This window comes from Shewanella sp. GutDb-MelDb (assembly GCF_002836075.1).
Lineage (GTDB): Bacteria > Pseudomonadota > Gammaproteobacteria > Enterobacterales > Shewanellaceae > Shewanella.
Map to the genome: position 1 here is coordinate 1 of NZ_PJBM01000248.1, position 21,910 is coordinate 21,910.

The 21,910-nt window shown below is 47.4% G+C and carries 25 protein-coding genes; 21 read left to right on the top strand and 4 right to left on the bottom strand.

Features of this window, described 5'->3' with window-relative positions; all coding sequences use genetic code 11:
* Positions 1-96 precede the first annotated feature (96 nt).
* The 8 genes from CXF82_RS16370 to CXF82_RS16405 all read left to right on the top strand — a co-directional run bounded on the left by CXF82_RS16370 (position 97) and on the right by CXF82_RS16405 (position 7,987).
* The gene (locus CXF82_RS16370) at positions 97-990 is read left to right on the top strand and encodes a MotY family protein (RefSeq protein ID WP_102044582.1); all 894 of its coding nucleotides are present in this window, start codon (positions 97-99) and stop codon (positions 988-990) included.
* On the top strand, positions 987-2,294 hold the full coding sequence (locus tag CXF82_RS16375; RefSeq protein WP_101090813.1) for a sigma-54 interaction domain-containing protein: 1,308 nt from the start codon (positions 987-989) through the stop codon (positions 2,292-2,294). The genes CXF82_RS16370 and CXF82_RS16375 overlap by 4 nt, the downstream gene beginning before the upstream one ends.
* Before the next feature lie 29 nt (positions 2,295-2,323).
* Positions 2,324-2,662 carry a flagellar hook-basal body complex protein FliE gene (gene fliE / locus CXF82_RS16380; protein WP_101090815.1) on the top strand — a complete coding sequence of 113 codons (339 nt, stop codon included), beginning with the start codon at positions 2,324-2,326 and terminating at the stop codon, positions 2,660-2,662.
* Positions 2,663-2,741: 79 nt separating this feature from the next.
* Complete coding sequence (gene fliF, locus CXF82_RS16385) at positions 2,742-4,457, top strand: flagellar basal-body MS-ring/collar protein FliF (RefSeq protein WP_102044583.1); 1,716 nt, start codon at positions 2,742-2,744, stop codon at positions 4,455-4,457.
* Between the two features lie 48 nt (positions 4,458-4,505).
* Positions 4,506-5,492 (top strand): flagellar motor switch protein FliG, encoded by a 987-nt coding sequence (locus CXF82_RS16390; RefSeq protein ID WP_232775053.1) that lies wholly within the window; start codon positions 4,506-4,508, stop codon positions 5,490-5,492.
* Positions 5,492-6,244: a flagellar assembly protein FliH gene (gene fliH / locus CXF82_RS16395; RefSeq protein ID WP_101090820.1), complete on the top strand. Its 753-nt coding sequence runs from the start codon at positions 5,492-5,494 to the stop codon at positions 6,242-6,244. The genes CXF82_RS16390 and fliH overlap by 1 nt, the downstream gene beginning before the upstream one ends.
* Positions 6,234-7,577 (top strand): FliI/YscN family ATPase, encoded by a 1,344-nt coding sequence (locus tag CXF82_RS16400; protein WP_101090822.1) that lies wholly within the window; start codon positions 6,234-6,236, stop codon positions 7,575-7,577. The genes fliH and CXF82_RS16400 overlap by 11 nt, the downstream gene beginning before the upstream one ends.
* Entirely contained in the window at positions 7,574-7,987 is a 414-nt protein-coding gene (locus tag CXF82_RS16405; protein ID WP_101090824.1) for a hypothetical protein, read from the top strand. Before CXF82_RS16400 ends, CXF82_RS16405 begins: the two co-directional genes overlap by 4 nt.
* A gap of 12 nt (positions 7,988-7,999) precedes the next feature.
* On the opposite strand, the gene flgN is transcribed toward CXF82_RS16405, so the two are convergent.
* From flgN to flgA, 3 genes are all read right to left on the bottom strand, one after another.
* Positions 8,000-8,458, bottom strand: a complete 459-nt coding sequence (gene flgN, locus CXF82_RS16410; protein WP_101090826.1) for a flagellar protein FlgN — start codon at positions 8,456-8,458, stop codon at positions 8,000-8,002.
* Entirely contained in the window at positions 8,451-8,738 is a 288-nt protein-coding gene (flgM, locus tag CXF82_RS16415) for a flagellar biosynthesis anti-sigma factor FlgM (protein ID WP_101090828.1), read from the bottom strand. Before flgM ends, flgN begins: the two co-directional genes overlap by 8 nt.
* Positions 8,739-8,848: 110 nt before the next feature.
* Complete coding sequence (gene flgA, locus CXF82_RS16420) at positions 8,849-9,595, bottom strand: flagellar basal body P-ring formation chaperone FlgA (RefSeq protein ID WP_101090830.1); 747 nt, start codon at positions 9,593-9,595, stop codon at positions 8,849-8,851.
* A gap of 84 nt (positions 9,596-9,679) precedes the next feature.
* On the opposite strand from flgA, the gene CXF82_RS16425 reads away from it, so the two are divergent.
* From CXF82_RS16425 to CXF82_RS16480, 12 genes are read left to right on the top strand one after another with little or no spacing between them, the layout of a single operon-like run.
* Complete coding sequence (locus tag CXF82_RS16425) at positions 9,680-10,030, top strand: flagellar basal body rod protein FlgB (RefSeq protein ID WP_101090832.1); 351 nt, start codon at positions 9,680-9,682, stop codon at positions 10,028-10,030.
* Between the two features lie 6 nt (positions 10,031-10,036).
* Positions 10,037-10,456, top strand: a complete 420-nt coding sequence (gene flgC / locus CXF82_RS16430) for a flagellar basal body rod protein FlgC (RefSeq protein WP_101090834.1) — start codon at positions 10,037-10,039, stop codon at positions 10,454-10,456.
* Positions 10,456-11,118, top strand: coding sequence for a flagellar hook capping FlgD N-terminal domain-containing protein (locus CXF82_RS16435; RefSeq protein WP_102044584.1), 663 nt, complete (start codon positions 10,456-10,458; stop codon positions 11,116-11,118). The genes flgC and CXF82_RS16435 overlap by 1 nt, the downstream gene beginning before the upstream one ends.
* Before the next feature lie 22 nt (positions 11,119-11,140).
* The gene (gene flgE, locus CXF82_RS16440; RefSeq protein ID WP_101090838.1) at positions 11,141-12,349 is read left to right on the top strand and encodes a flagellar hook protein FlgE; all 1,209 of its coding nucleotides are present in this window, start codon (positions 11,141-11,143) and stop codon (positions 12,347-12,349) included.
* A gap of 9 nt (positions 12,350-12,358) precedes the next feature.
* On the top strand, positions 12,359-13,093 hold the full coding sequence (locus CXF82_RS16445; protein ID WP_101090840.1) for a flagellar basal body rod protein FlgF: 735 nt from the start codon (positions 12,359-12,361) through the stop codon (positions 13,091-13,093).
* A gap of 23 nt (positions 13,094-13,116) precedes the next feature.
* Entirely contained in the window at positions 13,117-13,902 is a 786-nt protein-coding gene (gene flgG / locus CXF82_RS16450; protein ID WP_101090842.1) for a flagellar basal-body rod protein FlgG, read from the top strand.
* Positions 13,903-13,951: 49 nt separating this feature from the next.
* Positions 13,952-14,626 carry a flagellar basal body L-ring protein FlgH gene (gene flgH / locus CXF82_RS16455; protein ID WP_101090843.1) on the top strand — a complete coding sequence of 225 codons (675 nt, stop codon included), beginning with the start codon at positions 13,952-13,954 and terminating at the stop codon, positions 14,624-14,626.
* A gap of 37 nt (positions 14,627-14,663) precedes the next feature.
* Positions 14,664-15,800 carry a flagellar basal body P-ring protein FlgI gene (locus CXF82_RS16460; protein ID WP_102044585.1) on the top strand — a complete coding sequence of 379 codons (1,137 nt, stop codon included), beginning with the start codon at positions 14,664-14,666 and terminating at the stop codon, positions 15,798-15,800.
* Positions 15,800-16,213, top strand: coding sequence for a rod-binding protein (locus CXF82_RS16465; protein WP_101090847.1), 414 nt, complete (start codon positions 15,800-15,802; stop codon positions 16,211-16,213). Before CXF82_RS16460 ends, CXF82_RS16465 begins: the two co-directional genes overlap by 1 nt.
* Positions 16,214-16,260: 47 nt before the next feature.
* Positions 16,261-17,634 (top strand): flagellar hook-associated protein FlgK, encoded by a 1,374-nt coding sequence (gene flgK, locus CXF82_RS16470; RefSeq protein ID WP_102044586.1) that lies wholly within the window; start codon positions 16,261-16,263, stop codon positions 17,632-17,634.
* 10 nt (positions 17,635-17,644) lie between these two features.
* Positions 17,645-18,562 carry a flagellar hook-associated protein FlgL gene (gene flgL, locus CXF82_RS16475; RefSeq protein WP_101090851.1) on the top strand — a complete coding sequence of 306 codons (918 nt, stop codon included), beginning with the start codon at positions 17,645-17,647 and terminating at the stop codon, positions 18,560-18,562.
* Positions 18,563-18,582: 20 nt separating this feature from the next.
* On the top strand, positions 18,583-19,599 hold the full coding sequence (locus tag CXF82_RS16480) for a hypothetical protein (protein ID WP_102044587.1): 1,017 nt from the start codon (positions 18,583-18,585) through the stop codon (positions 19,597-19,599).
* A gap of 64 nt (positions 19,600-19,663) precedes the next feature.
* Here CXF82_RS16480 and fliB read toward each other — a convergent pair whose 3' ends face one another.
* Positions 19,664-20,839: a flagellin lysine-N-methylase gene (gene fliB, locus CXF82_RS16485; RefSeq protein WP_102044588.1), complete on the bottom strand. Its 1,176-nt coding sequence runs from the start codon at positions 20,837-20,839 to the stop codon at positions 19,664-19,666.
* A 245-nt stretch (positions 20,840-21,084) separates the two neighbouring features.
* Between fliB and CXF82_RS16490 the strand changes: the two genes are divergently transcribed.
* Entirely contained in the window at positions 21,085-21,891 is an 807-nt protein-coding gene (locus CXF82_RS16490; RefSeq protein ID WP_101090856.1) for a flagellin N-terminal helical domain-containing protein, read from the top strand.
* Positions 21,892-21,910: the final 19 nt, after the last annotated feature.

Sequence of the window (21,910 nt, forward strand, 5' to 3'; positions counted from 1 at the left end):
CATGTTTTAATATTACGTGTTTAATTGGCAACGCTAAAAAGTGTGATACCAAAAACAATAAAAATAACAGTGCATGCATTTAAGGATTATGAAAAATTGAAATACTCAGTTTATATTTCGGCCTGTTTGGTTTTTATGTGTACAGCCATAACAAATAACGCGATGGCGACATCGATCAAATATCAAACACCTTTTGAAAAAGCCCAATGGCTTTTTTCAGGGGATCCATTTGGCTGTGAAATTAATCATAGAGTGCAGAGTTTTGGTACTCTGGGACTTATCGCCAATCCTGGTGAAGTACTCACTCTATCGCTGCAAGCTGACTGGTTGAGTTTAGATAACACCCAGAGCCAAGCCTTTGTCGTCCCTCCTTCATGGCAAGCACAAACCCAACAGCCTATCGCGACAACCTCGCTGCATTGGCTCGGTTCTCAGGCATTAGCTCAACACAATACCAATGCATTTTTAGAAGCGCTCGAACAAGGCTCCACCTGGCAAGTTAACATTGCCACACCAGAGAGTAGCAGCTATCAAATAAGCTCCAGTCCGATCTCCACCCAAACGGTCGCGAATCAATTTCGGATCTGCCGTCAACAACTGCTGCCTAAACCCTTTCGTTATTTGCGTCGTCTTGAGTTGCAATTTGCGACCAGTTCAAGCCTGTTAAGCGCTGCACATGAACAAGACCTTTATGCTATGTATCGCTATATCCAAGCAGATCCAACGATCGCTGAGGTCTTAATCGATGGCCATGCCGATGCATCTGGTGACCATCTCGCTAACTTGGTGCTCAGTAAAGCGCGCGCTGACGAAGTGATGTCTCGACTCATTGAGCTCGGAGTGCCAGCACAGATGATCCAAACACGGCATCACGGTAACCGTGCCCCCGTAGCCAGCAACTTGGATACCGCAGGGCGAAAGCTGAACCGCAGAGTCAGCATACGTTTAGTGAAATCAGCAACGCCGTCTGCTTTGGGAGCATCAAAGTGAATCCTTCTAGTTTAAGGTTTATCGACGCCCAACTACCGCCATCAAGCCTGAAAAAATTAATTCAGCAAGGATTTAGCCTTTGGCAAACCGATGATGACAGCGCTCCATGGCTGAGCTTAGTGAACCTTTCTCAGTGCAACAGCCACAATGTTGCTAGCCAGCTAAGGCAGTTTCCAGGTAAACACCAAGTCGCGCTGCTAGAACCGGAGCAAACCGAACTCGCCAGTATGGCAATGCAATGTGGTGTCCAAGACTACCTACTGCTGCCAATAGACGAAGAGCAGCTATGTTCTCTACTGCAGCGACTACGCCGACTAGAATTACCCAATAATGAGTTAATTTGTGCAGCCCCCGTCAGTCGCCAACTGCTTATGCTTGCTCATCGAGCAGCAAGTACCGAAGCCACAGTATTACTCACTGGCGAAAGTGGTACCGGTAAAGAACCTCTGGCTCGCTATATTCACCGTCATTCCGACCGTGCTGAACAGGCTTTTGTCGCCATCAACTGTGCCGCCATCCCTGAAAGTATCTTAGAGTCCATTCTATTTGGTCATGTTAAAGGCGCCTTTACTGGCGCCACCACCGATCAACCCGGTAAGTTTGAATTCGCCAATGGTGGCACCATCTTGCTCGATGAAATCGCTGAAATGCCCCTCTTATTGCAAGCAAAATTGCTACGTGTTTTGCAGGAAAGAGAAGTTGAACGCTTAGGCAGCCACAAATCAATCGCACTCGACATTCGTGTTATTGCTGCCACCAATAAAGATCTGCGTCAAGCCATGCTCGATGGTCAATTTAGAGAAGATCTGTTCTATCGCTTAGATGTGCTCCCGATCAAAATATTACCGCTTAGGCAAAGGCGCGAAGACATTTTGCCAATCGCTGAGCATTTTTTGCAACGCTATAAAATGTTGACGCTGAACCAACAGTGTTACTTCAGCGAACAGGCACGCAATGTACTCCTAAGCCACGATTGGCCTGGCAATGTCCGCGAGCTCGAAAATACCATACAACGCGCACTTGTCATGCGCCGTGGGCAAGCCCTGCAAGCTGAAGAGCTTGGCTTAGCAAGTCAAAATAGTAGTGCACAGCTCGAACCCAATGAGTCAGGCCTAAAAGCCTCAAAGCGTCAGGCAGAGTTCCAATACATTATCGATACCTTAAAACGCCATAATGGCCACCGAAATAACACCGCACAAGCACTTGGAATGACCACCCGAGCTTTGCGATACAAACTGGTACAGATGCGAGAAGAAGGCATTGATATAGAACAAATTTTATCACCTTCAGGTCACGCGGCGTAAGTCACTACTAGCATAATTAAGGAGCACTAATGTCAAATGCCAACATCGCCAGCGCCCAATCAATGATCCAGCAACTCAGTATCCACTCTGAGATGGCAAAGGGGGCAATAAAAGTAGGTGTTAATCCTCGAGACTTGGGGCTTCAGCCTGCTTCATTTACCGAGCTGATGAAGCATAAGGTTGCCGCAATCAATGCTGATCAAAATACCTCATCAGCCTTAGTTCGAGCCGTAGATAGTGGTGAAAGTGATGACTTAGTCGGCGCTATGGTCGCATCGCAAAAGGCCAGCCTGTCATTCGCAGCCATGATTCAGATCCGAAATCGTTTAGTGCAAGCATTTGATGAAGTCATGAAAATGCCTATCTAAGCCATGTATATCCAGTTAATCACTCGTGTAATAACGCCCAAAAATCAACTCGCCTTTTTGAGCAAGGAATAAGCAAAGCATGTCGACCACATTGACTCAAACCAGCCCAGCCATAACCGATGTAAATGGCAATAATGATCGTCTTAACACCTTGAAGCAAAAATGGCAGCAGTTCAGTCATGGAGATAATTACGCCGCGACATTGGCTATTCTGGCTATCGTTGCCGCCTGTGTCATCGTGTTGATGCTGTGGAGTACAGGTCGAGGTTATAGTCCGCTGTATGGTAATCAGGAAAACGTCGAAACCTCCCACATCATTGAAGTACTCGAAACCGAAGGGATCCGTTATCGCCTCGATCCCACCAGTGGATTGGTGTTAGTACCTGAAGACAAATTGGGTAATGCACGTATGGTACTCGCCGCTCGTGGCGTTAAAGCCAAAGTTCCTTCCGGCATGGACTCGCTCGATGCGTCGACCATAGGCACCAGCCAGTTTATGGAACAAGCTAAGTATCGCTATAGTTTAGAGGGTGAGTTATCACGAACAATCATGGCACTAAAGGCCGTTAAATCTGCGAGAGTGCACCTAGCCATCCCCAAGAAAACCCTGTTTATCCGCCAACAACCTGAGCTACCATCAGCCTCAGTGATGTTAGCGCTTTATGCTGGAAAGCACCTACAGCCTGAACAAATCACCTCTATCGCCAACTTGGTCGCAGGCAGTGTGGCTGGCATGACCCCCGAACATGTGCAAATTGTCGATCAAGAGGGTAACCATTTAAGTGCTGATATCAATGCAAGTCAGGACATCACTCAAGCACGAGACAAACAACTACAATACACCCAAGAGCTTGAGCAGAACTTGGTTAGCCGCGCCTCAAGCATGCTACAACCTATTCTCGGACAGGATAATTTTCAAGTACAGGTTGCCGCCACGGTAAACTTCAATCAAGTCGAAGAAACACGTGAATCACTTGATCCACAAACTGTTGTGAGTCAAGAAAATCAAAGCACAAAACAAACCAGTGGCAACATGGCTCTAGGGATCCCCGGCGCCTTGAGTAACCAGCCCCCGACAGCAACACCTGGCACCAACAGCAACAGCAACCTCAACCAACAAGAAAGTCGTCAGTTTGAAATTGGCCGCTCAGTTAAACACACCCGTTACCAGCAGATGCAGTTAGAAAATCTTTCTATCGCGGTGCTCCTCAATAGCCAAGCCGCTGGCGAAACAGGATGGAGTCAACCTCAACTCGACCAGATAAGTAACATGGTACAAGGCGCGATTGGTTACTCAACCAACCGTGGCGATCAATTCAGCATCAGTAGTTTTAATTTTGCGCCAATAAAAGTGGTTGAGTTTGAACCCCTGCCTTGGTGGCAAGCCGAAAGCTACCAAACATATTTACGTTATTTAATCGGTGCGATTTTGGGGCTAGGGATGATCTTCTTTGTGCTACGCCCATTGGTACAGCATTTAACGCGCACGGTTGAATACAACGTCAAAAAAGACTCGCTGGACGCTCCGACCCCCTTGATGTCATCAGCAGAAGCCAGTACCAATAACGCCATTAGTGATGCACAGCATCAAGCTGATGCCTTGTTGGACATTGAAAATACCAACGTTAACAACAACTGGAACAGCAATCTCAGCTTACCCGCACCGGGCTCACCATTAACGATACAAATGGAACACCTCAGCTTGCTCGCCAATCAAGAACCAGCACGCGTTGCAGAGGTGATATCGCAGTGGATTAGTGACCAAGAAAATGAACAAGCGTCTCATCAGGCTTAACAGAAATAGGTAACCAAAACAGTGAATAACAATGAAGTCACAATAAAAATGGACAACCTAGAGCAAGCCGCCATGCTGCTGCTTAGCATGGGTGAAAAAGGGGCTGCTCAAGTCATGTCTCACTTGGATCGCCATGATGTACAACACTTAAGCCACAAAATGGCACGGTTATCGAGCATAACGCAAGACGAAGCTGAAGCGGTGCTTGGGCGTTTCTTTAAGCGTTACCAAGAGCAATCAGGTATCGCTCGGGCCTCACGTACTTATTTGCAAAAAACTTTAGATCTCGCCTTAGGAGACCGTGTTGCTAAAAGCCTGATTGACAGTATCTACGGCGATGAAGTTAAAACCCTCATTAAACGGCTTGAATGGGTCGAACCGCAATTACTGGCCCGCGAGATAGCTAACGAGCACAGTCAACTGCAAGCGGTGTTATTAGGCTTACTGCCCGCAGACAGTGCAGCACTCGTGCTGCAAGGCCTGCCCGCTGAAGTGCAAGATGAAGTGCTAGTGCGTATCGCTCAACTTAGTGATATCGACCGAGAGGTCGTTGATGAGCTTAAGCAACTTGTCGAACGCTGTATGCTGATCGCTATGGGGAAAAGTTACACTCAAGTCAGCGGTGTCCGCCAAGTTGCCGACATTCTCAACCGTTTTGAGGGCGACAGAGAGCAATTAATGGAGATGCTCAAACTGCATGATAAGCAGCTAGCCAACAATGTGGCAGACAACATGTTCGACTTCATTATTCTAGGACGTCAGAAGCCAGAAACTTTACAGGAAATCATGGAAGTCGTGCCTGCTGATGTACTGGCTCTTGCCCTAAAAGGCATCGATAGCGAGCTTAAATCCACTTTACTTAGCGCCTTGCCAAAACGCATGTCATCGGCCATCGAAACCCAAGTCGAAGCCATTGGTAGCGTACCATTAAGCCAAGCTATTGCCGCTCGTAAAGAGATCATGGCATTAGCAAAACAGATGATGGACGACGGCGAATTCGAGTTACAACTGTTTGAAGAGCAGGTAGTAGAATAATGACCGATACTGTCAATAAAATAGATCCTCGCTGGCGTCTGGTTGGCCATCACGCACGCCGACACCGTTTTTCACCTCTGATAACAGAGAGTAATGCCGACACTGAAACCGCTGGCTGGCAAGATTTTCAACAGGCATTCGATAAAGGCTACAGCGAAGGCGTGCAAAAAGGCCATCAAGCTGGCTTTATCTCTGGTGAAGAAGAGGGACAACAAGCAGGTCATGCCGCGGGTTTCAACCAAGGTCGAATCGAGGGGCAGCAAAAAGGTAAAGACAATATTGATGAGCAGCTCAATAGCATCATCACCCCCTTAAGTGCGCTGCAATCTCTACTTGAAGAGGGACACAATCAGCAGATTTTGCAGCAACAATCTTTAATCTTAGATCTCGTCAGACGGGTATCTTTGCAGGTGATCCGTTGCGAACTCACCTTGCAGCCGCAACAGATCTTAACCTTAATAGAAGAAACCTTAGCCGCACTGCCAGACGACCCTAGCAATGTCAAAATTCACCTTGAGCCAAGTGCTGTAGAAAAACTTAAAGAGTTAGCAACAGATAAAATTCAATCTTGGAGCCTCGTCGCCGATGCCAGTATTAGCGCCGGTGGCTGCCGTATCGTCAGCGAAACATCTGATGCTGACGCGTCAGTAGAAACTCGCCTTGATCGCTGTATGGCTCAAGTGGAAAACCACTTGCAAGACACTCCAATTATACAAGAGCAACCATTACACGAGACTCAAGTTGAAGCTTAGTGCTGATATTCTAAACTGGCCCAAGATCCCAGTCGCCCAAGTCTACGGACGCCTCACTCGAGTTAATGGTCTTTTACTCGAGGCTGTTGGCTGCCAATTAGGCACCGGCGATCGTTGCCATATCGAATGTCGCGACAATCAACTCGTCGAAGCAGAAGTGGTCGGCTTTTACAAAGACACACTGTGTCTCATGCCTATCGAACCGACCAGTGGTCTAATGCCTGGCGCACGCGTCATGCCCATTGAGGGACGCTATCAAATTCCGACCGGCTTAGGCTTGCTTGGCCGAGTGCTTGATGGCTTGGGCCAACCTCTTGATGATCTCGGCTGTATTAAACATATTCCTCAAGTGCCCTTACAGTTCAAAACAACTAATCCGCTCAAACGAACACCGATCCGCGAACCATTAGATGTTGGGATCCGCGCGATCAATGCGTTGTTGCCCGTAGGCCGAGGCCAGCGCTTGGGTCTGTTTGCAGGTTCAGGCGTGGGTAAAAGTGTCCTGCTGGGCATGATGACTCGCTTTACCGAAGCCGATGTTGTTGTTGTTGGGCTCATTGGCGAACGAGGCCGAGAAGTCAGAGAGTTTATTGAGGAATCACTGGGTGAAGAGGGGCTTAAACGTGCCGTTGTCATCGCAGCACCTGCCGATACCACTCCTTTAATGCGCATGCGCGCAATGCGCCTGTGTCATCACATTGCAGCGGGTTACCGCGATCAGGGCAAACACGTGTTAATGCTGGTTGATTCATTAACCCGTTATGCCCAAGCTCAGCGTGAAATAGCTCTCAGCTTAGGTGAACCCCCCGCCACTAAAGGTTATCCACCTTCGGCCTTTGCACAACTGCCTCGCCTCGTGGAAATGGCAGGCAACAGTCAGCACCCGACGGGCACCTTAACCGCGTTCTATACGGTGTTAACCGAAGGTGATGACCAGCAAGATCCGATTGCCGATTCAGCTCGTGCGATTTTGGATGGCCATATTGTGCTTGACCGTAAGCTAGCGGAGCAGGGGCATTTTCCAGCAATTGATATCGGTGCATCTGTCAGTCGCTTAGCAACACAAGTCGCTCACCCTAATACCTTAAAACAGGGGCAATGGTTTCGTCACCTCAACAGCCGCTACAACGAAGTTAAAGACTTACTGCCTTTGGGCGGTTATCAACCCGGTAACGATCCTGATATGGATATGGCCGTAAGTGCCTACCCACAGATGGCAACTTTCTTACGCCAAGAGACTCACACTCAAGCCGATCTAACGCAAAGCCTTAACGCATTAGAACTGTTAGTCAGTAAAATGGGCTTCTCTTTGACAGCTGGAGACACTGAATGAAGCAATTATTGAGGTTGTGCCAACAAGAAGAGAAAAAACTGAGTCAGCTTGGGCAACAAAGAAACGCAGCCCAAAGCAAAATGGATACCATAGAACAACAAAAGCTGCAGTTAGGGCAGATGATTTCAGACTATAGTCACGCGAATGCAACTTGCCCATCAGCCCTGCTACTGCAAAACAGTGCGCAGATGGTGCAAGTGATCGAGCCGATGTTAAAGCAGCTCACCCGTAAACAATTGTTATTACAGCAAGAGCATCAAAGAATGCATGGACTATGGCGCCAACAGTTAGGACGTCAGCAAGGAATACAGTGGCTGTATAAAGAACGCTTACAGCAACATGAACTGCTACAGCAAAAGCAAGAACAGAAGCAACTTGATGATCTGGCTGGGCGTTATTCCCGTCGTTAATCAGGTAAACAATTAACGTGTGTCACCGTAATCGATAGCATTATCGTTATCTCGATTCAGCAGCTGACTGATGACCTCTTGCTGTGCCACTAACAATTGACCATTAGATTCGTTGACTAATTGGCTATCTTTAACCAATAACAGCAGATTGTCCCACAGTATAGAGACCTCTGATGCCGATGCTGCTGGTAGCTTGCTGATCAAGCTCACCATACCGCTCGCGCTACCAGAAAAACCTAAGGCTTCTAACATTTTGCGGCGTTCGCTCGCCTTTCGCATCAAGCTAGAGCACAATTCAGACTGGTGCTGGTTATGATAAGTTAAGCCATTATTATCGCGCCGCTGCATCAATTCACGCTGGCGTTTTAGTAAGCTTTTTAGTTGTTTATAACCTTCAATATCTTGACGAATGCCTCGTACAATACGTTGGACTAACTCACGCTTGCTACTCGTCGGCACGGATTCAACCATGTTGCTGCACCATAGTTTCAGCCAGTTCCTCAAGGTTTAACTCAAAACTACCATCAACCAAAGACTGACGCAGCTGCTCAACCTTGCTTAGATCAAAGTCAGGCAACTGCTCTAAGCTGTGTTTAGTATGTTCTAGCAGTCTGCAATCTTCACTGACTTCCTGCTGGGCCTTAATCGGCGTTGCAACAGGCTTTTCTGGCACAGGTATCGCACTTTGCGTTTTGCTTTTGCTCATCCCCATGTCAGCACTGATCGTGCTACTTACTTTGCTAATTTCCATAATTTCTGCCTTAAATTCGCCTACTATAGGAAGTAAAGCGACCCTTTAACGCCGATCTGAAATAACCAAGCCATTTATTTAGGCTAAAACGTAAGCGATGTTAACCCCGCTTAAAATAGGGTCGACACCCGCCCTTTTGCTATCGGATAGGCTGAGATAATTTTACCCGAGCTCAAATTTTTAACCCGAATGGCTTTGCCCTCGCCACCGCCTTCCAAGGCTTCACCGGGCATATTGGCGTAAAAGCCATTACTGCGGGCCTCAATGATCACTCGGTCGCCAATATTAATCCACTGTGGCGCACTTAATTGCAGCGCCTTAATCGGCTTATAACGACGTAACTTTCGCACCACTTGCCGACCAATAATATGCTCGATATCGGTCACTAAATCTTTATCTGCTGCACTCAGTTTTAACAGCTTCCAATCAATATCCGCCGCATTAATCTGCTCGCCACGCTTTAGCACGCGATTGGCCACGGGAAGCCTGGCACTCACATCGACTGACGCTCGCACATATAAGCTCCAGCCCATCGGCTCACAACTCACCTTGCGCTGCACATTACCTAAAGGAACCCGCCTGCTGATTTCAATCGTTAGTGCCGACGAGCACGTCGCGAGTCTTTTAGCCCCCGATGGCACTTTGATATCGACGGTAGACTCAAGTTGACTCAACCCTGCTTGCTGCTGCCATTCACGCAGTTCTGCTGATAACAATTGCGTAAATTCTCGCTCAATTTGTACCGCTGTACCTGTGTTCTCTTGCGCCAGACTTAATGGCGGAAATAAACAGGAAACACTGAGGAGGAAGTAGGAAATACAGGTTCCGATCTTTCGCCAAGCATAAACGTAAACCATTGAAACACCTCGGTTATAACTATTGGCACAGTAATTGGATATACAAAGAGTAATTAAGCAGGACATACCATACTAGGAGTCGGAATGGCTATCAACCTTGATGCCGCATTAGGTATTCACCCACAGACATTAGATTTTAGAGTCGAGCGCAGCAAGATGCTGGCAGGTAACTTAGCAAATGCCGAAACTCCCGGCTATAAAGCGCGTGATCTCGACTTTAAAACGGTGATGTTACAGATCAATTCCGGCATGTCTCCAGACCGCAATTACCAAGAAAGCTTTCGTGTGCCTTACCAAACCTCAGCTGACCAAAACACCGTCGAATTAGGTAAAGAGCAAGCTAGGTATTCGCAAAACGCCATGGATTATCAAACTAGCCTGACTTTCCTCAACATGAAGATCTCAGGTTTACGCACTGCTATCGAAGGTCAATAAGCCACTATGTCATTTTCTGAAATTTATCAAATTGCTGGTTCTGGCATGCATGCCCAAACCATTCGCCTTAACACCGTTGCCAGTAACTTAGCCAATGCCGGCGCCGCAGCAGAAAGCCCTGAAGAGGCTTTCCGTGCTTTAAAGCCCGTTTTTACCACCATCTATAAACAGACTCAAGAAGGTCAAGTCGCCGGCGCGCACGTGGAAGTCTCCGCCATAGTGCAATCTGATGCACCACTGGATCTGCGCTATGAACCCGACCATCCCTATGCTGATGAGCAAGGTTACGTGGCCTACTCCAACGTTAATACCGTTGAAGAGATGGCAGACATGATGGCCGCCAGTCGTTCATTCGAAACCAATGTTGAAATAATGAACCGTGCCCGTTCTATGCAGCAAGGTTTACTGCAATTAGGAGCCAAATAATGAACGTCACCACCAGCAGCAATAACAGCAATGTAAATGCACCAGGCACCATCAGTTCACCCGGTAACGATTCGGCTTCAATCAAGAACGAATTCATGACCTTGATGATTGCCCAAATTCAAAACCAAGATCCAACTAATCCCATCGATGGCACCGAGTACGTGACACAGTTGGCGCAATTTTCTCAAGTTGAAAGCCTAGAACAAATGCGCGCTAATCAGTCAACGCAGATGGTGTTGATGGAAAATCTTGGCATTGTGCAATCTGCGCAACTCGTCGGCAAAGATGCCATGGTGCCTGCGTCAGAATTTAACATCGATAACTCACCGCTAGAGGGCAAGGTCTATCTCAACAATGCCGTTGAAGAATTGAGTATCGATATCCTTGATAGCAATGACGAAGTGGTACACACATTAGAGTTAGGCTCACAAGAAGCAGGGGATAAAGACTTTACGATTAACCCTGAGGCATTAGGTCTTCCACCGGGTGATTACAGTATCGTCGCCAACACCACTGCAGGCGACGTCACTAAAACTGCTGACACCTTCATCCAAGCAAAAATCGAAAAAATACACTTTATCAGCGCCTCAGGAATGATGATGGCTGAATTAGGTAATGGTCTTGGCACTGTCTCTGTGCTGGAAATCTCTGAAGTTTCATAACTGGTTAGCAAAGGATTAATCGATGTCTTTCAATATTGCGTTAAGTGGCTTACAAGCAACCACACAAGATCTAAACACTATCAGTAATAACATTGCTAACTCTTCAACGGTCGGCTTTCGCAGCGGTCGCAGTGAGTTTTCAGCCATCTATAACGGCGGCCAAGCAGGCGGCGTCAATGTGATGTCCACCAGCCAAAACTTCTCTAACGGTGGTAGCTTAACTTATACGGGTCGTCAGCTTGATATGGGCATTCAGGGCGATGGTTTCTTCGTCCTTAGTGGCCAAGATGGCAATACTATGTACGCTAGAGCAGGCATGTTTAACCAAGATGCCAACGGTTTTGTCACCGATCCTGCAGGTAACCGCTTGCAAGGTTATTCAGTGGGAGCTACAGGTAATCTGCAGACGGGTAACGTGGCCGATTTACAAATACAAGCAGGCGCTTTACCCGCCAAAGCCACAACAACCTTAGGTTTGGTCTCTAACTTAGATGCCAGAGTGGATATTATTGATCCCCTAGCCACCCCATTTGATCCCGATAACGCAGCCACCTATCACTCATCAAGCACAGTCACCGCGTATGACTCGCTGGGTAAGGAACATGCCCTCACTCAGTACTATACCAAAACGGCTGATAACACTTGGTCTGTGCATTACATGATGGGTAATACCGATGTGACACCTGCTGGCGGCCACCAATTGAGCTTCGACTCTGACGGTATTCTTACTGGTGGTAACTCATTAACTTTGGCGATCACCGATCCTAACATTATTGCTGGCGCATCCAACATGAACCTGGCACTCAGTTATGACAAGAGCACCCAATATGCCTCTGACTATAACAACTCTAGCCTGAGCCAGAATGGCTATACCTCCGGTGAACTAAACGGTATTCGTTTAGATGATAGCGGTATGCTATTTGGCACCTACACCAATGGCCAAGAACAACTGCAAGGCCAAGTCGTATTGGCTGACTTTAATAACCCTAACGGCTTAACACCGACCAGCAACAATGCGTGGACAGCAACGAATGCCGCAGGCCAGCCAATTATCGGCACACCCACTACAGGCACCTTGGGTTCAGTCGCTTCTGGATACCTTGAAGGTTCCAACGTCGACACCACTGCCGAAATGGTCAACTTGATGACAGCGCAGCGCAACTATCAGTCAAACGCCAAGGTGTTAGATGCCAATTCAACGATGCAACAAGCATTGCTAAACGCGATTTAGGCCTAACTCATGGACAGAATGCTCTATACCGCCGCCAGAGGCGCAGCCCGAGTGATGGAAGCACAAGCTATCCGCGCCAATAACTTAGCCAATGCTGATACTACTGGCTTTAAAGCCGATTTAGAACGCGTTAACGCCATGGTCGTTGCCCCAACAGGTAACAGCTTGCAAACTCGCGTATTGGCGCAAACCCAAAGTAGCGGATTTAGTCAGCAAAGCGGGGCATTAAATCCGACAGGCAGAACCTTAGATCTTGCCATCAATGACGCGGGTCTATTTTCGGTGATGACCGCTGCAGGCGAAGGCTATACCCGATCAGGCGCTATACAGCCAGACGCCAATGGCCAACTCACCTTAGACGGTCGTCCCGTCGCTGGGGTCGATGGTCCCATCGTGTTACCCGAGTACCGTGAGCTATTTGTCGGTGATGACGGCAGGTTAAGCATTATCGCTGACGATGGCGGCATCATTGAAGAGATTGGCCAACTGAAACTGGTTAACCCCGATATCAGCACCATGAGCAAAGGCCTTGACGGTTTACTGTATCCCGCGGATCGCCAGCCATTGCCTGCCAGTGAGGAAGTGAGACTTAGCAGTGGTTTTCTTGAAGCCAGCAACGTTCAAGCAGTGGGAGAGCTCATTGCCGCAATGGACTTAAGCCGTCAGTTTGAAGTGCAAGTCAAACTAATGAAAAGCGCCGAAAAACTCGCAGAAGCTGGCAACAGACTACTGCGTGATGCCTAGATTCGATTTGAAAGGACAATAAAATGCAATCAGCTTTATGGGTCAGCAAAACGGGCTTAACCGCTCAAGATACTAAAATGACCACCATTGCCAACAACTTGGCAAACGTAAACACCACAGGTTTTAAACGTGATCGTGTTGCCTTCAATGATCTTTTTTACCAAGTGCAACGCCAGCCAGGCGGTCAAGTCGATGCCCAAAACGAACTGCCATCAGGATTACAGCTCGGCACAGGTACCCGTGTTGTCGGCACCCAAAAAGTATTCACTCCCGGTGACATGCTTACCACCAATCAGCAACTCGACCTCGCGATTGAAGGCCAAGGTTTCTTCCAAATTGAAGAAGCGAATGGCGACATTAGTTTTTCCCGCGACGGTCAATTCTACCGCAGCAGCGAAGGTCTGATGGTGACTTCGCAAGGATTACCCATGGTGCCCAACATTGAGATCCCTGAAGACGCGCTCACCGTCACTATCGCGACTGACGGTACCGTCTCAGCACAAATGGCTGGCCAACCAGATGCACAAGAATTAGGCCAGATCACCCTCGTCAATTTTACCAACCCTGCAGGGCTAGAAGCCCGCGGTAATAACCTTTATCGCGAAACGGGCGCATCGGGTGCGGCAATAGAAGGCATTGCCGGTGACCAAGCACTGGGCCAAATACGCCAAGGTGCGCTAGAAGGTGCCAACGTCAATGTGGTGGAGGAGATGGTCGAGATGATCTCTACTCAGCGAGCGTACGAAATGAATGCCAAAGTCGTCTCGGCCTCAGACGATATGCTCAAGTTCCTAAACCAAGCTCTGTAAAACGCGCTTAATCATTGACTCAGTAATAGAACTCGAAAAGGGAGCCCCAATGCAATCAACACGGATAGGCTTAAGTTTAGCGTTGATACTGCTATTGTCTGGCTGTATCGCTCATATTCCAGAACCTGACACAGAGCCAGGTAAGCCTGAATGGGCACCGCCAGAGATTGATTACAGCCTACCTGATGCAGAAAACGGCAGTGCTTATCGTCCAGGCTTCATGCTAACGCTATTTAAAGATAAACGCGCTTTTCGAGAAGGCGATATTCTCACTGTCGCTCTAGATGAGGAGACCTATTCAAGTAAGCGGGCCGACACCAAGACCAATAAGGTCAGCGGCATGTCAATTGATGGTCAAGGCTCGACGGACGGCAGTAGTGTCAGTGGTAGCGGTGAAGCGAATATGGGTCGTTCATTCAACGGCACAGGCTCAAGCACGCAGCAAAACCAGCTATCAGGTTCTATCACAGTCACTGTCGCCAAAGTGTTGCCTAATGGCGCCCTGTTGATCCGCGGTGAAAAATGGCTGCGCCTCAACCAAGGCGATGAATACTTGCGTTTACTGGGGCTTATTCGTACTGACGATATAGGTAACGACAACACTATCTCGTCGCAACGTATCGCCGATGCGCGAATTATATATGGCGGCCAAGGCGCCATTTCAGACAGCAACCGTATGGGTTGGGCCGCGCGTTACTTTAATAGCCCTTGGTTTCCGTTGTGATGATTTGTTTGAGAGTTCAAATTTCAGGATTGTGTGAATGAAAAAAATAGCCATTTTTATCCTCAGTATGTGTCTAGGCTTATCACCTTTGCTTCCGACTCAAGCGCAGGAGAAAGTCCAGCATCGCTACCTGATGGACATTGTCGATGTACAAGGGATCCGTGATAACCAGCTAGTCGGTTACGGTTTAGTGGTGGGTCTAGATGGTAGCGGTGACCGCACCCAAGTGCGTTTTACCAGCCAATCCGTCGTCAATATGTTAAAGCAATTTGGGGTGCAAATTGACGGTAAGATTAACCCTAAACTTAAAAATGTCGCGGCTGTTGCTGTCCACGCTACGGTTCCTCCTTTAGCGAGTCCGGGGCAGAAGTTAGACATCACGGTGTCGTCACTGGGTGACGCCAAAAGTTTACGCGGTGGCACGTTATTGATGACCCCAATGCGCGGTGTTGATGGCGAAATTTACGCGGTAGCCCAAGGTAATCTAGTGGTTGGTGGTGTATCAGCTCAAGGTCGAAATGGCAGCTCTGTCACCATCAATGTGCCTACAGTGGGTAATATTCCCAATGGGGCGCTGCTCGAAGCGCCGATGCACAGTAACTTTAATGAAAACGAACACATCGTATTAAATTTGATCGACCCCAGTTTTAAAACCGCACGCAATATCGAGCGAGCGGTTAATGCGCTTTTTGGCCCCAATGTCGCCGAGGCCGATAGCAGCGCTAAAGTGATCGTACGTGCCCCAAGCTCTAATCGCGAGCGGGTTACTTTTATGTCGATGCTAGAAGAACTGCAAATTGAACAAGGCCGTAAATCGCCACGCGTCGTCTTTAATAGCCGCACTGGCACCGTCGTCATGGGCGGTGATGTTGTGGTACGTAAAGCGGCAGTCAGTCACGGTAACTTAACCGTAACCATCGTTGAACAAGAATTTGTTAGCCAACCTAACGGCGCCTATTTAGGCCAAGCACAAGGTGAAACCGTTGTCGGTTCCGACAGCCAAATTGATATTGATGCGGGTGATGGTCATATGTTCGTTTGGCCAGAAGGTATCGCCCTTAATGACATCGTTCGCGCCGTCAATAGTCTCGGCGCATCGCCGATGGATCTGATGGCCATCTTACAAGCCCTAAATGAAGCGGGCGCGCTTGAAGCTGAATTGGTGGTGATTTAATGGAACTCGATAATAACCACAGTTACTTAAACCAACTCGATGCGGGCGAGTTGATTAAAGCCAATGGCGAACATGGCGCATTGAAAATGGTAAGCCAGCAGTTTGAAGCACTATTTTTACAAAACGTATTGAAGCAAATGCGCTCAGCATCAGATGTGATGGCCGATAAAGACAGCCCGCTGTCTTCGCAAAATAACGGCATGTACCGTGACTGGCATGATGCTGAACTTGCAGGCCGCTTAAGTCAGGTCCAAAGCACCGGATTAGCAGAGGTGATGATCAAACAATTATCAGCCGGACTTAAGTCTGACCCTGAGACGGTCGCCTCTAGTAATCAACCCAGTAGCGATACTAATACTCGTGCCATGCAGCCCGCCTTGATATTGCCCTTTGTTAGCAAGCTGCCAGAGTAAGTCACGTTGTTGATTAGCCCGTATTTAACCACAAATAAGGATTTAAGATGAGCATGCTCAATATCGGTATGTCAGGACTTAATGCCAGCATGGCTGCCCTGACAGCCACGTCTAACAATGTCGCTAATGCGATGGTGCCGGGATACTCCCGTCAGCAAGTCATGCTCGGCTCTGTGGGTAACGGCGTTTACGGCAGCGGCTCAGGGGTGATGGTTGATGGTGTGCGCCGCATTTCAGATCAATACGAAGTCGCGCAATTATGGAATACCACCAGCGACTTGAGTTTTGCTAAAGCACAATCAAACTATCTGGGTCAGGTCGAGCAGATCTTCGGCTCCGAAGGTAGCAGCATTTCAGCCGGGCTCGATCAGCTGTTTGCTTCACTGAACTCTGCAATGGAGCAACCTAACGAGATAGCCCATCGCCAAGGTGTACTCAACGAAGCCAAAGCACTTACGCAACGCTTTAACTCCATCAGCGAAGGGCTTAACTCACAGGTCTCTCAGGTCGAAGGTCAAATAGGCGCTTCGGCAAAAGAGATTAACAGCCAATTACAGACTATCGCCCGCTTTAACGCTGACATCCAAAAATCCAGTGCCAGCGGTAATGTGCCGTTAGCCCTGCTTGATGCCAGAGATGCTGCGGTAGATGACCTCTCTAAAATTGTCGATGTCAATGTGGTCGAGGATGCCAACGGCATGCTCAATATTTCCTTAGCGCAAGGCCAACCATTGTTATCTGGCACCACCGCATCGAAAATTATCGTCAAACCTGATCCTGCTAACCCACAGTTTAGCCAGATTAGCATTCAGTTTGGTCAATCCAGTTTCCCGCTTGACGAAGCTGCGGGCGGTAATTTAGGCGCGCTTATCGACTATCGTGATAACAGCTTGGTGGATTCAATCGGCTTTATCAATGAACTGGCCACCACCATGGCCGATGAGTTTAATGCAGTGCTTGCCGGCGGTACCGATTTAAACGGTAATCCCCCGACTCAAGATCTGTTTCGCTATGATCCAACCAATCCAGCTGGCAGCTTAACGATGACCTCTGGTTTTACCGCGGGCATGCTCACCTTTGGTAAAGATGGTACCCCTGGCGATAACAGTAACTTGAAAGATCTCGTCGAGCTCGCCAATCAAAACTTCACCTTTAGTTCAATGGGTGTCAACACTACCATGAGCGATGCGTTTGCCAGCAAGATTGGGGAATTAGGCTCCGCCTCTCGTCAAGCACAAATGAACCAAGATACCGCAGCAAAGCTGCAACTAGAAGCTCAGGGGCAGTGGGCCAGCACCAGTGGCGTCAACATGGATGAAGAAGGCGTTAACCTCATCATCTATCAGCAATCTTACCAAGCAAATGCCAAGGTTATCTCGACAGCCGATCAACTATTTCAAACGATATTAAACAGTATTTAAGGACATTCGAATGCGCGTAAGTATGCTTAATCTTTACAGCAATAATTTACAAAGCCTGCAGAAATCGACTGTCGATATCTCCAAGTTGAATCAAATGATGGCATCGGGTAAATCGATTCTTCGCCCGTCAGATGATCCCATAGGTTCAGTGAAAGTCATTAACAGCCAAAGAGATATGGCTGCCACGAATCAGTACATCAAAAATACTGAATCACTCTCAACCAGTTTTGGCCGCGCTGAAACTTACATGTCGAGCATGGTCGAATTACAAAGCCGCATGCGTGAAATCACCGTAGCAGCCAATAATGGTAGTTTATCGCCAGAAGACAGAGCCGCATATGCAGCGGAGATGGACGAATTATTAGAAGCCTTTGTCGATACCGTCAATGCCAAAGATGAAGGCGGTAATTACTTGTTTTCGGGTAACTTGACTGACACTGCACCGATTGGAAAAGACGCCAGTGGTAACTATGTTTATCAAGGTGATACCAACCATAGAGAGGTGCAAACCTCCGGCTCATCTTGGATGACTGCCAACAGCACTGCGGCGGAGTTTATTTTCGCTAACGGTAGCGCAGATATTCTCAACCAAACCAAAGATTTTATCACTGTGCTAGAAGATCCTACTTTAGCACCTGGCGACCCCACTTTTAGTCAATCCGCCAGTGACATGTTAACTAGCCTCGATGACACTCTCACCAGTATTAGTTCTGCAATCACAGATATTGGTGGCAAACAAAATACCTTGAGTTTGATCCAAACCTCCCATGAAGAGCGGGTACTATTTAACGAAGAGGTGATTGGGGAAACTGAAGGGTTAGACTATGCCCAAGCCACTGCCGAGTTTAATCTAAAGCTCACCACCCTTCAGGTGACTCAGAAAACGTTTGTGCAAGTATCGCAGTTATCGTTGTTCAACCACATATAATACCAAGCTAAGAGAAGTCGATGCTCAAAGGGATTTCAGATTCACTCCAAGTTCAGCAGCGCAGCCAAACGGTTGCGCCAACGACGGCTATGCAACACCCCGCGAAAGAGCAAGCAAAAGTCAATGTTGCTAGCATTCCAAGCCATAGACTTGAAAGCTATGATAAGTGGGCAAAAGTCACCCAAGGCCAACATAAAATTAGCGCTCAACAAGTCGCCGAACATGGACTACAACAAGTACAAACCTTGCTAAAGCAATTGCAAAATCACAGTCAACAATCTCTCACGTCAAATAATAGCGACTCACTCAGCCAAGCACAGCAGCTCCAACAGCAGCTGGCAGGGCTAAACATCAGCTATCAGGGCACACAATTAGTCGACCATCAGCTCAATCTTATTTCAGCTCAACGCCCGGTAGCAAAATACAGTTTTAGCTTAAAGTCTGTCGACTTGATCGCCGTCAACTCCCGTGACGAACAAGTGAATATGCACATAGGCAATGACACAGTAAGGGTACTGCTACCCGCAAATGCTCAACCCGCCGAGCTACTAAAGCGTCTCGACAGCAGTCTCAAGCCGCTCGATATTCGGGTCGTAAAATCCAATGAAGGCCGCGTTATCTTCAAAAGTAATAAACAACAGTGGCAACAAATCCAATCAGGTTTATTGATGACAGGCCAAGGCCAGCGACTCCCTGCAGGTGATGCGCGAACCATTAAGGTCAGCGAAGAGTTAAGCTGGCAAGATCCACGAGAATGGCGTTTTAATAGCCCACAAGAACTTAAACAAACCGTGGCTAAAATCAGTAAAACCCGCCATAAAGTCGAGGGGCAGCTGCAAGAACTTAACCACAGTCAGCGACACATTCAACAGCAACTGCATCAGGCTAACCGCCAAAAAGACACCCTAAAAGGGCTGGATTCGACGCTTAATCAAGTCAAGAGTTTGATGCAACCTACACCTTTCAGCCTGCAGGTGACGTCACTCATGGCGCAAGCCAACTTCAGCCGAGCTCAGGTGTCTTCCCTACTAACTTAGCGATCTTAAGCGAGAGAATATGGGGCCAAAAAGCCCCGTATTCGTCACTCAATCAATCGCTGTTTCACGCTAGCAGTGTGAGGATCGATGCTAAGTCTTCAAACTGCCCTTTATCCAAGAGTTCCACAGCATATTGGCTATAGTTGGCTTTATGCTGCCTATTGGTGTGATACACCTGAAAACACAGAATGATATCGTGTTCAGACAACCCCTGTTTCTGCGCTGCAATCACGGCTAAATAGCAGCGCAGCATAAAGAAGTCCAACAGCATCACCCGAAATGCCTGCGATGGAGTGAGTGCGTCAACTTGTGGAAAATTCATATGGTAACAATAGTAAAATAAATAACGACTAAATAGCGTTTGATGCTCAGCCAATGCAGGTAAGGCGACATCGCGCCAAGCCTGATTAATCCGCCCCATACTAATTTTGTTATCACCGTCACCCATGGCACAAATGGCTTGGTTTATCTGCTCAAATCGACTACGTCCTCGTCCTGCTTTATTGGTGTTTAACCACAGTTGCATCGACGTGAAAGCGTGCATTTTGTGTATCTCGGTATCTTTATTAAAGCCTTCAAAATGTTGCTTAAGCTGACCGTTATTACTCAAACTCAGCAGTTGTTGAAACATATCATCAATGGCGCTGCTTTCCAGTTCACCATTGGCAACTCGTTCAGTTGTTTTCATTAAAATACCGACCGCTGTGAGCCCATGCTCTATTGGCTGCTCGGGTTTCAATAACAGCTGAATGGTATAATCATGGGCTTTTTTCGCCCATATTGGCGTCGCTTTAAAGGTACGGTGATGGTTCACCGTCATACGTTCAAATTGAAACGCATCGGGCTTAAGCAGAATAGTCCGCGCCGCTTCAGGACAAGATAACGACAGGCTTTCATAACGATCACCATCTTTCATGTGCGACATTCTAGGGTAGGTCTTACAAGTGTGGCTCAACAAGTCCTCACCCGCTTTAGCATGAATTTGACACAGCTGCTTATCATCTAAAAACCCACAAGCACCTTTTGAGTCGAGTACCATTTGAGCCCATTGTTGCTCGCTCTTTTTTACTTTCTTCAGCGCCGTTTGAGCCAAAGACTTAAGCTCCTTGTGCGCTAGGGTTTTTTTGTAACTCTGTTTATCAATAATGATATTCCAGCCATAACAGCAGCTATCTTCACAATCACTGCCTATACAACTAAATTGCGTGACGAAGCTGGGTCTAATTAGCGATTTTTCCATTCTAGTTCTCTTAATTCGGCTCCTAACATGACTATATAGAGCGACTAAAAAGACCGTTCACTAAAGCGATTATCGACATAAAATCGTTTTAATTCAAAAAACATTAAACAATATAAACCATAAATTACAACCAGTTACACTTAATGATAACAAAAAGATGATGACGCCTTTTCAGTTTTGATTTTAGCAGTCGTTTTATTATTGGTAAGACCCAGAGCTTAAATGACTTATTAAAGGAAAATATTATGTTATCTGTACATACTAATTATGCTTCACTTGTTTCTCAAAATTCTGTGACAAAAAACAATGACCTACTTAGCAATGCTATGGAGCGTCTTTCTACTGGTCTACGTATCAACAGCGCTGCTGACGATGCTGCTGGTCTACAAATCGCGACTCGTTTAAATGCCAACGTTGTAGGCATGGAAACAGCTAACCGTAACGTGAACGATGCGACATCTATGCTGCAAACTGCTGATGGCGCACTAGATGAGCTAACGACCATTGCGAACCGTCAAAAAGAACTTGCAACTCAAGCCGCTAACGGCGTGAACTCAGCTGAAGATTTAACAGCACTTAACGATGAGTTCGCAGAGCTAACCAAAGAGATCACTCGTATTGTTGATAACACTGAATACTCAGGTAACAAGTTATTCGACTCATTGACCGCCGGTGTTGAATTCCAGATCGGTGCAGGTGCAAGTGAGCAACTAAAAGTTACCGTAGATAAAGCCAATCTTGCTGGTGTTGCTGATGATATTTCAGCTGTCGGTGCAGCAAAAGGCACTATCACTAAGATTGATGACTTCATTGATGCTGTAGGTAAAGAACGTTCAACACTGGGTGCTAACATCAACCGTTTGGGCCACACGAGTTCAAACCTTGCTAACGTAACTGAGAATACTAAAGTTGCTGCTGGCCGTATTATGGATGCTGACTTCGCCGTTGAATCAGCAAACATGACTAAGAATCAGCTTTTGGTTCAAGCGGGTACTAATATCCTGTCTTCTTCAAACCAAAACACTGGTTTGGTTATGGGTCTATTGGGTTAATTTCTCCTCCCTTACCCTC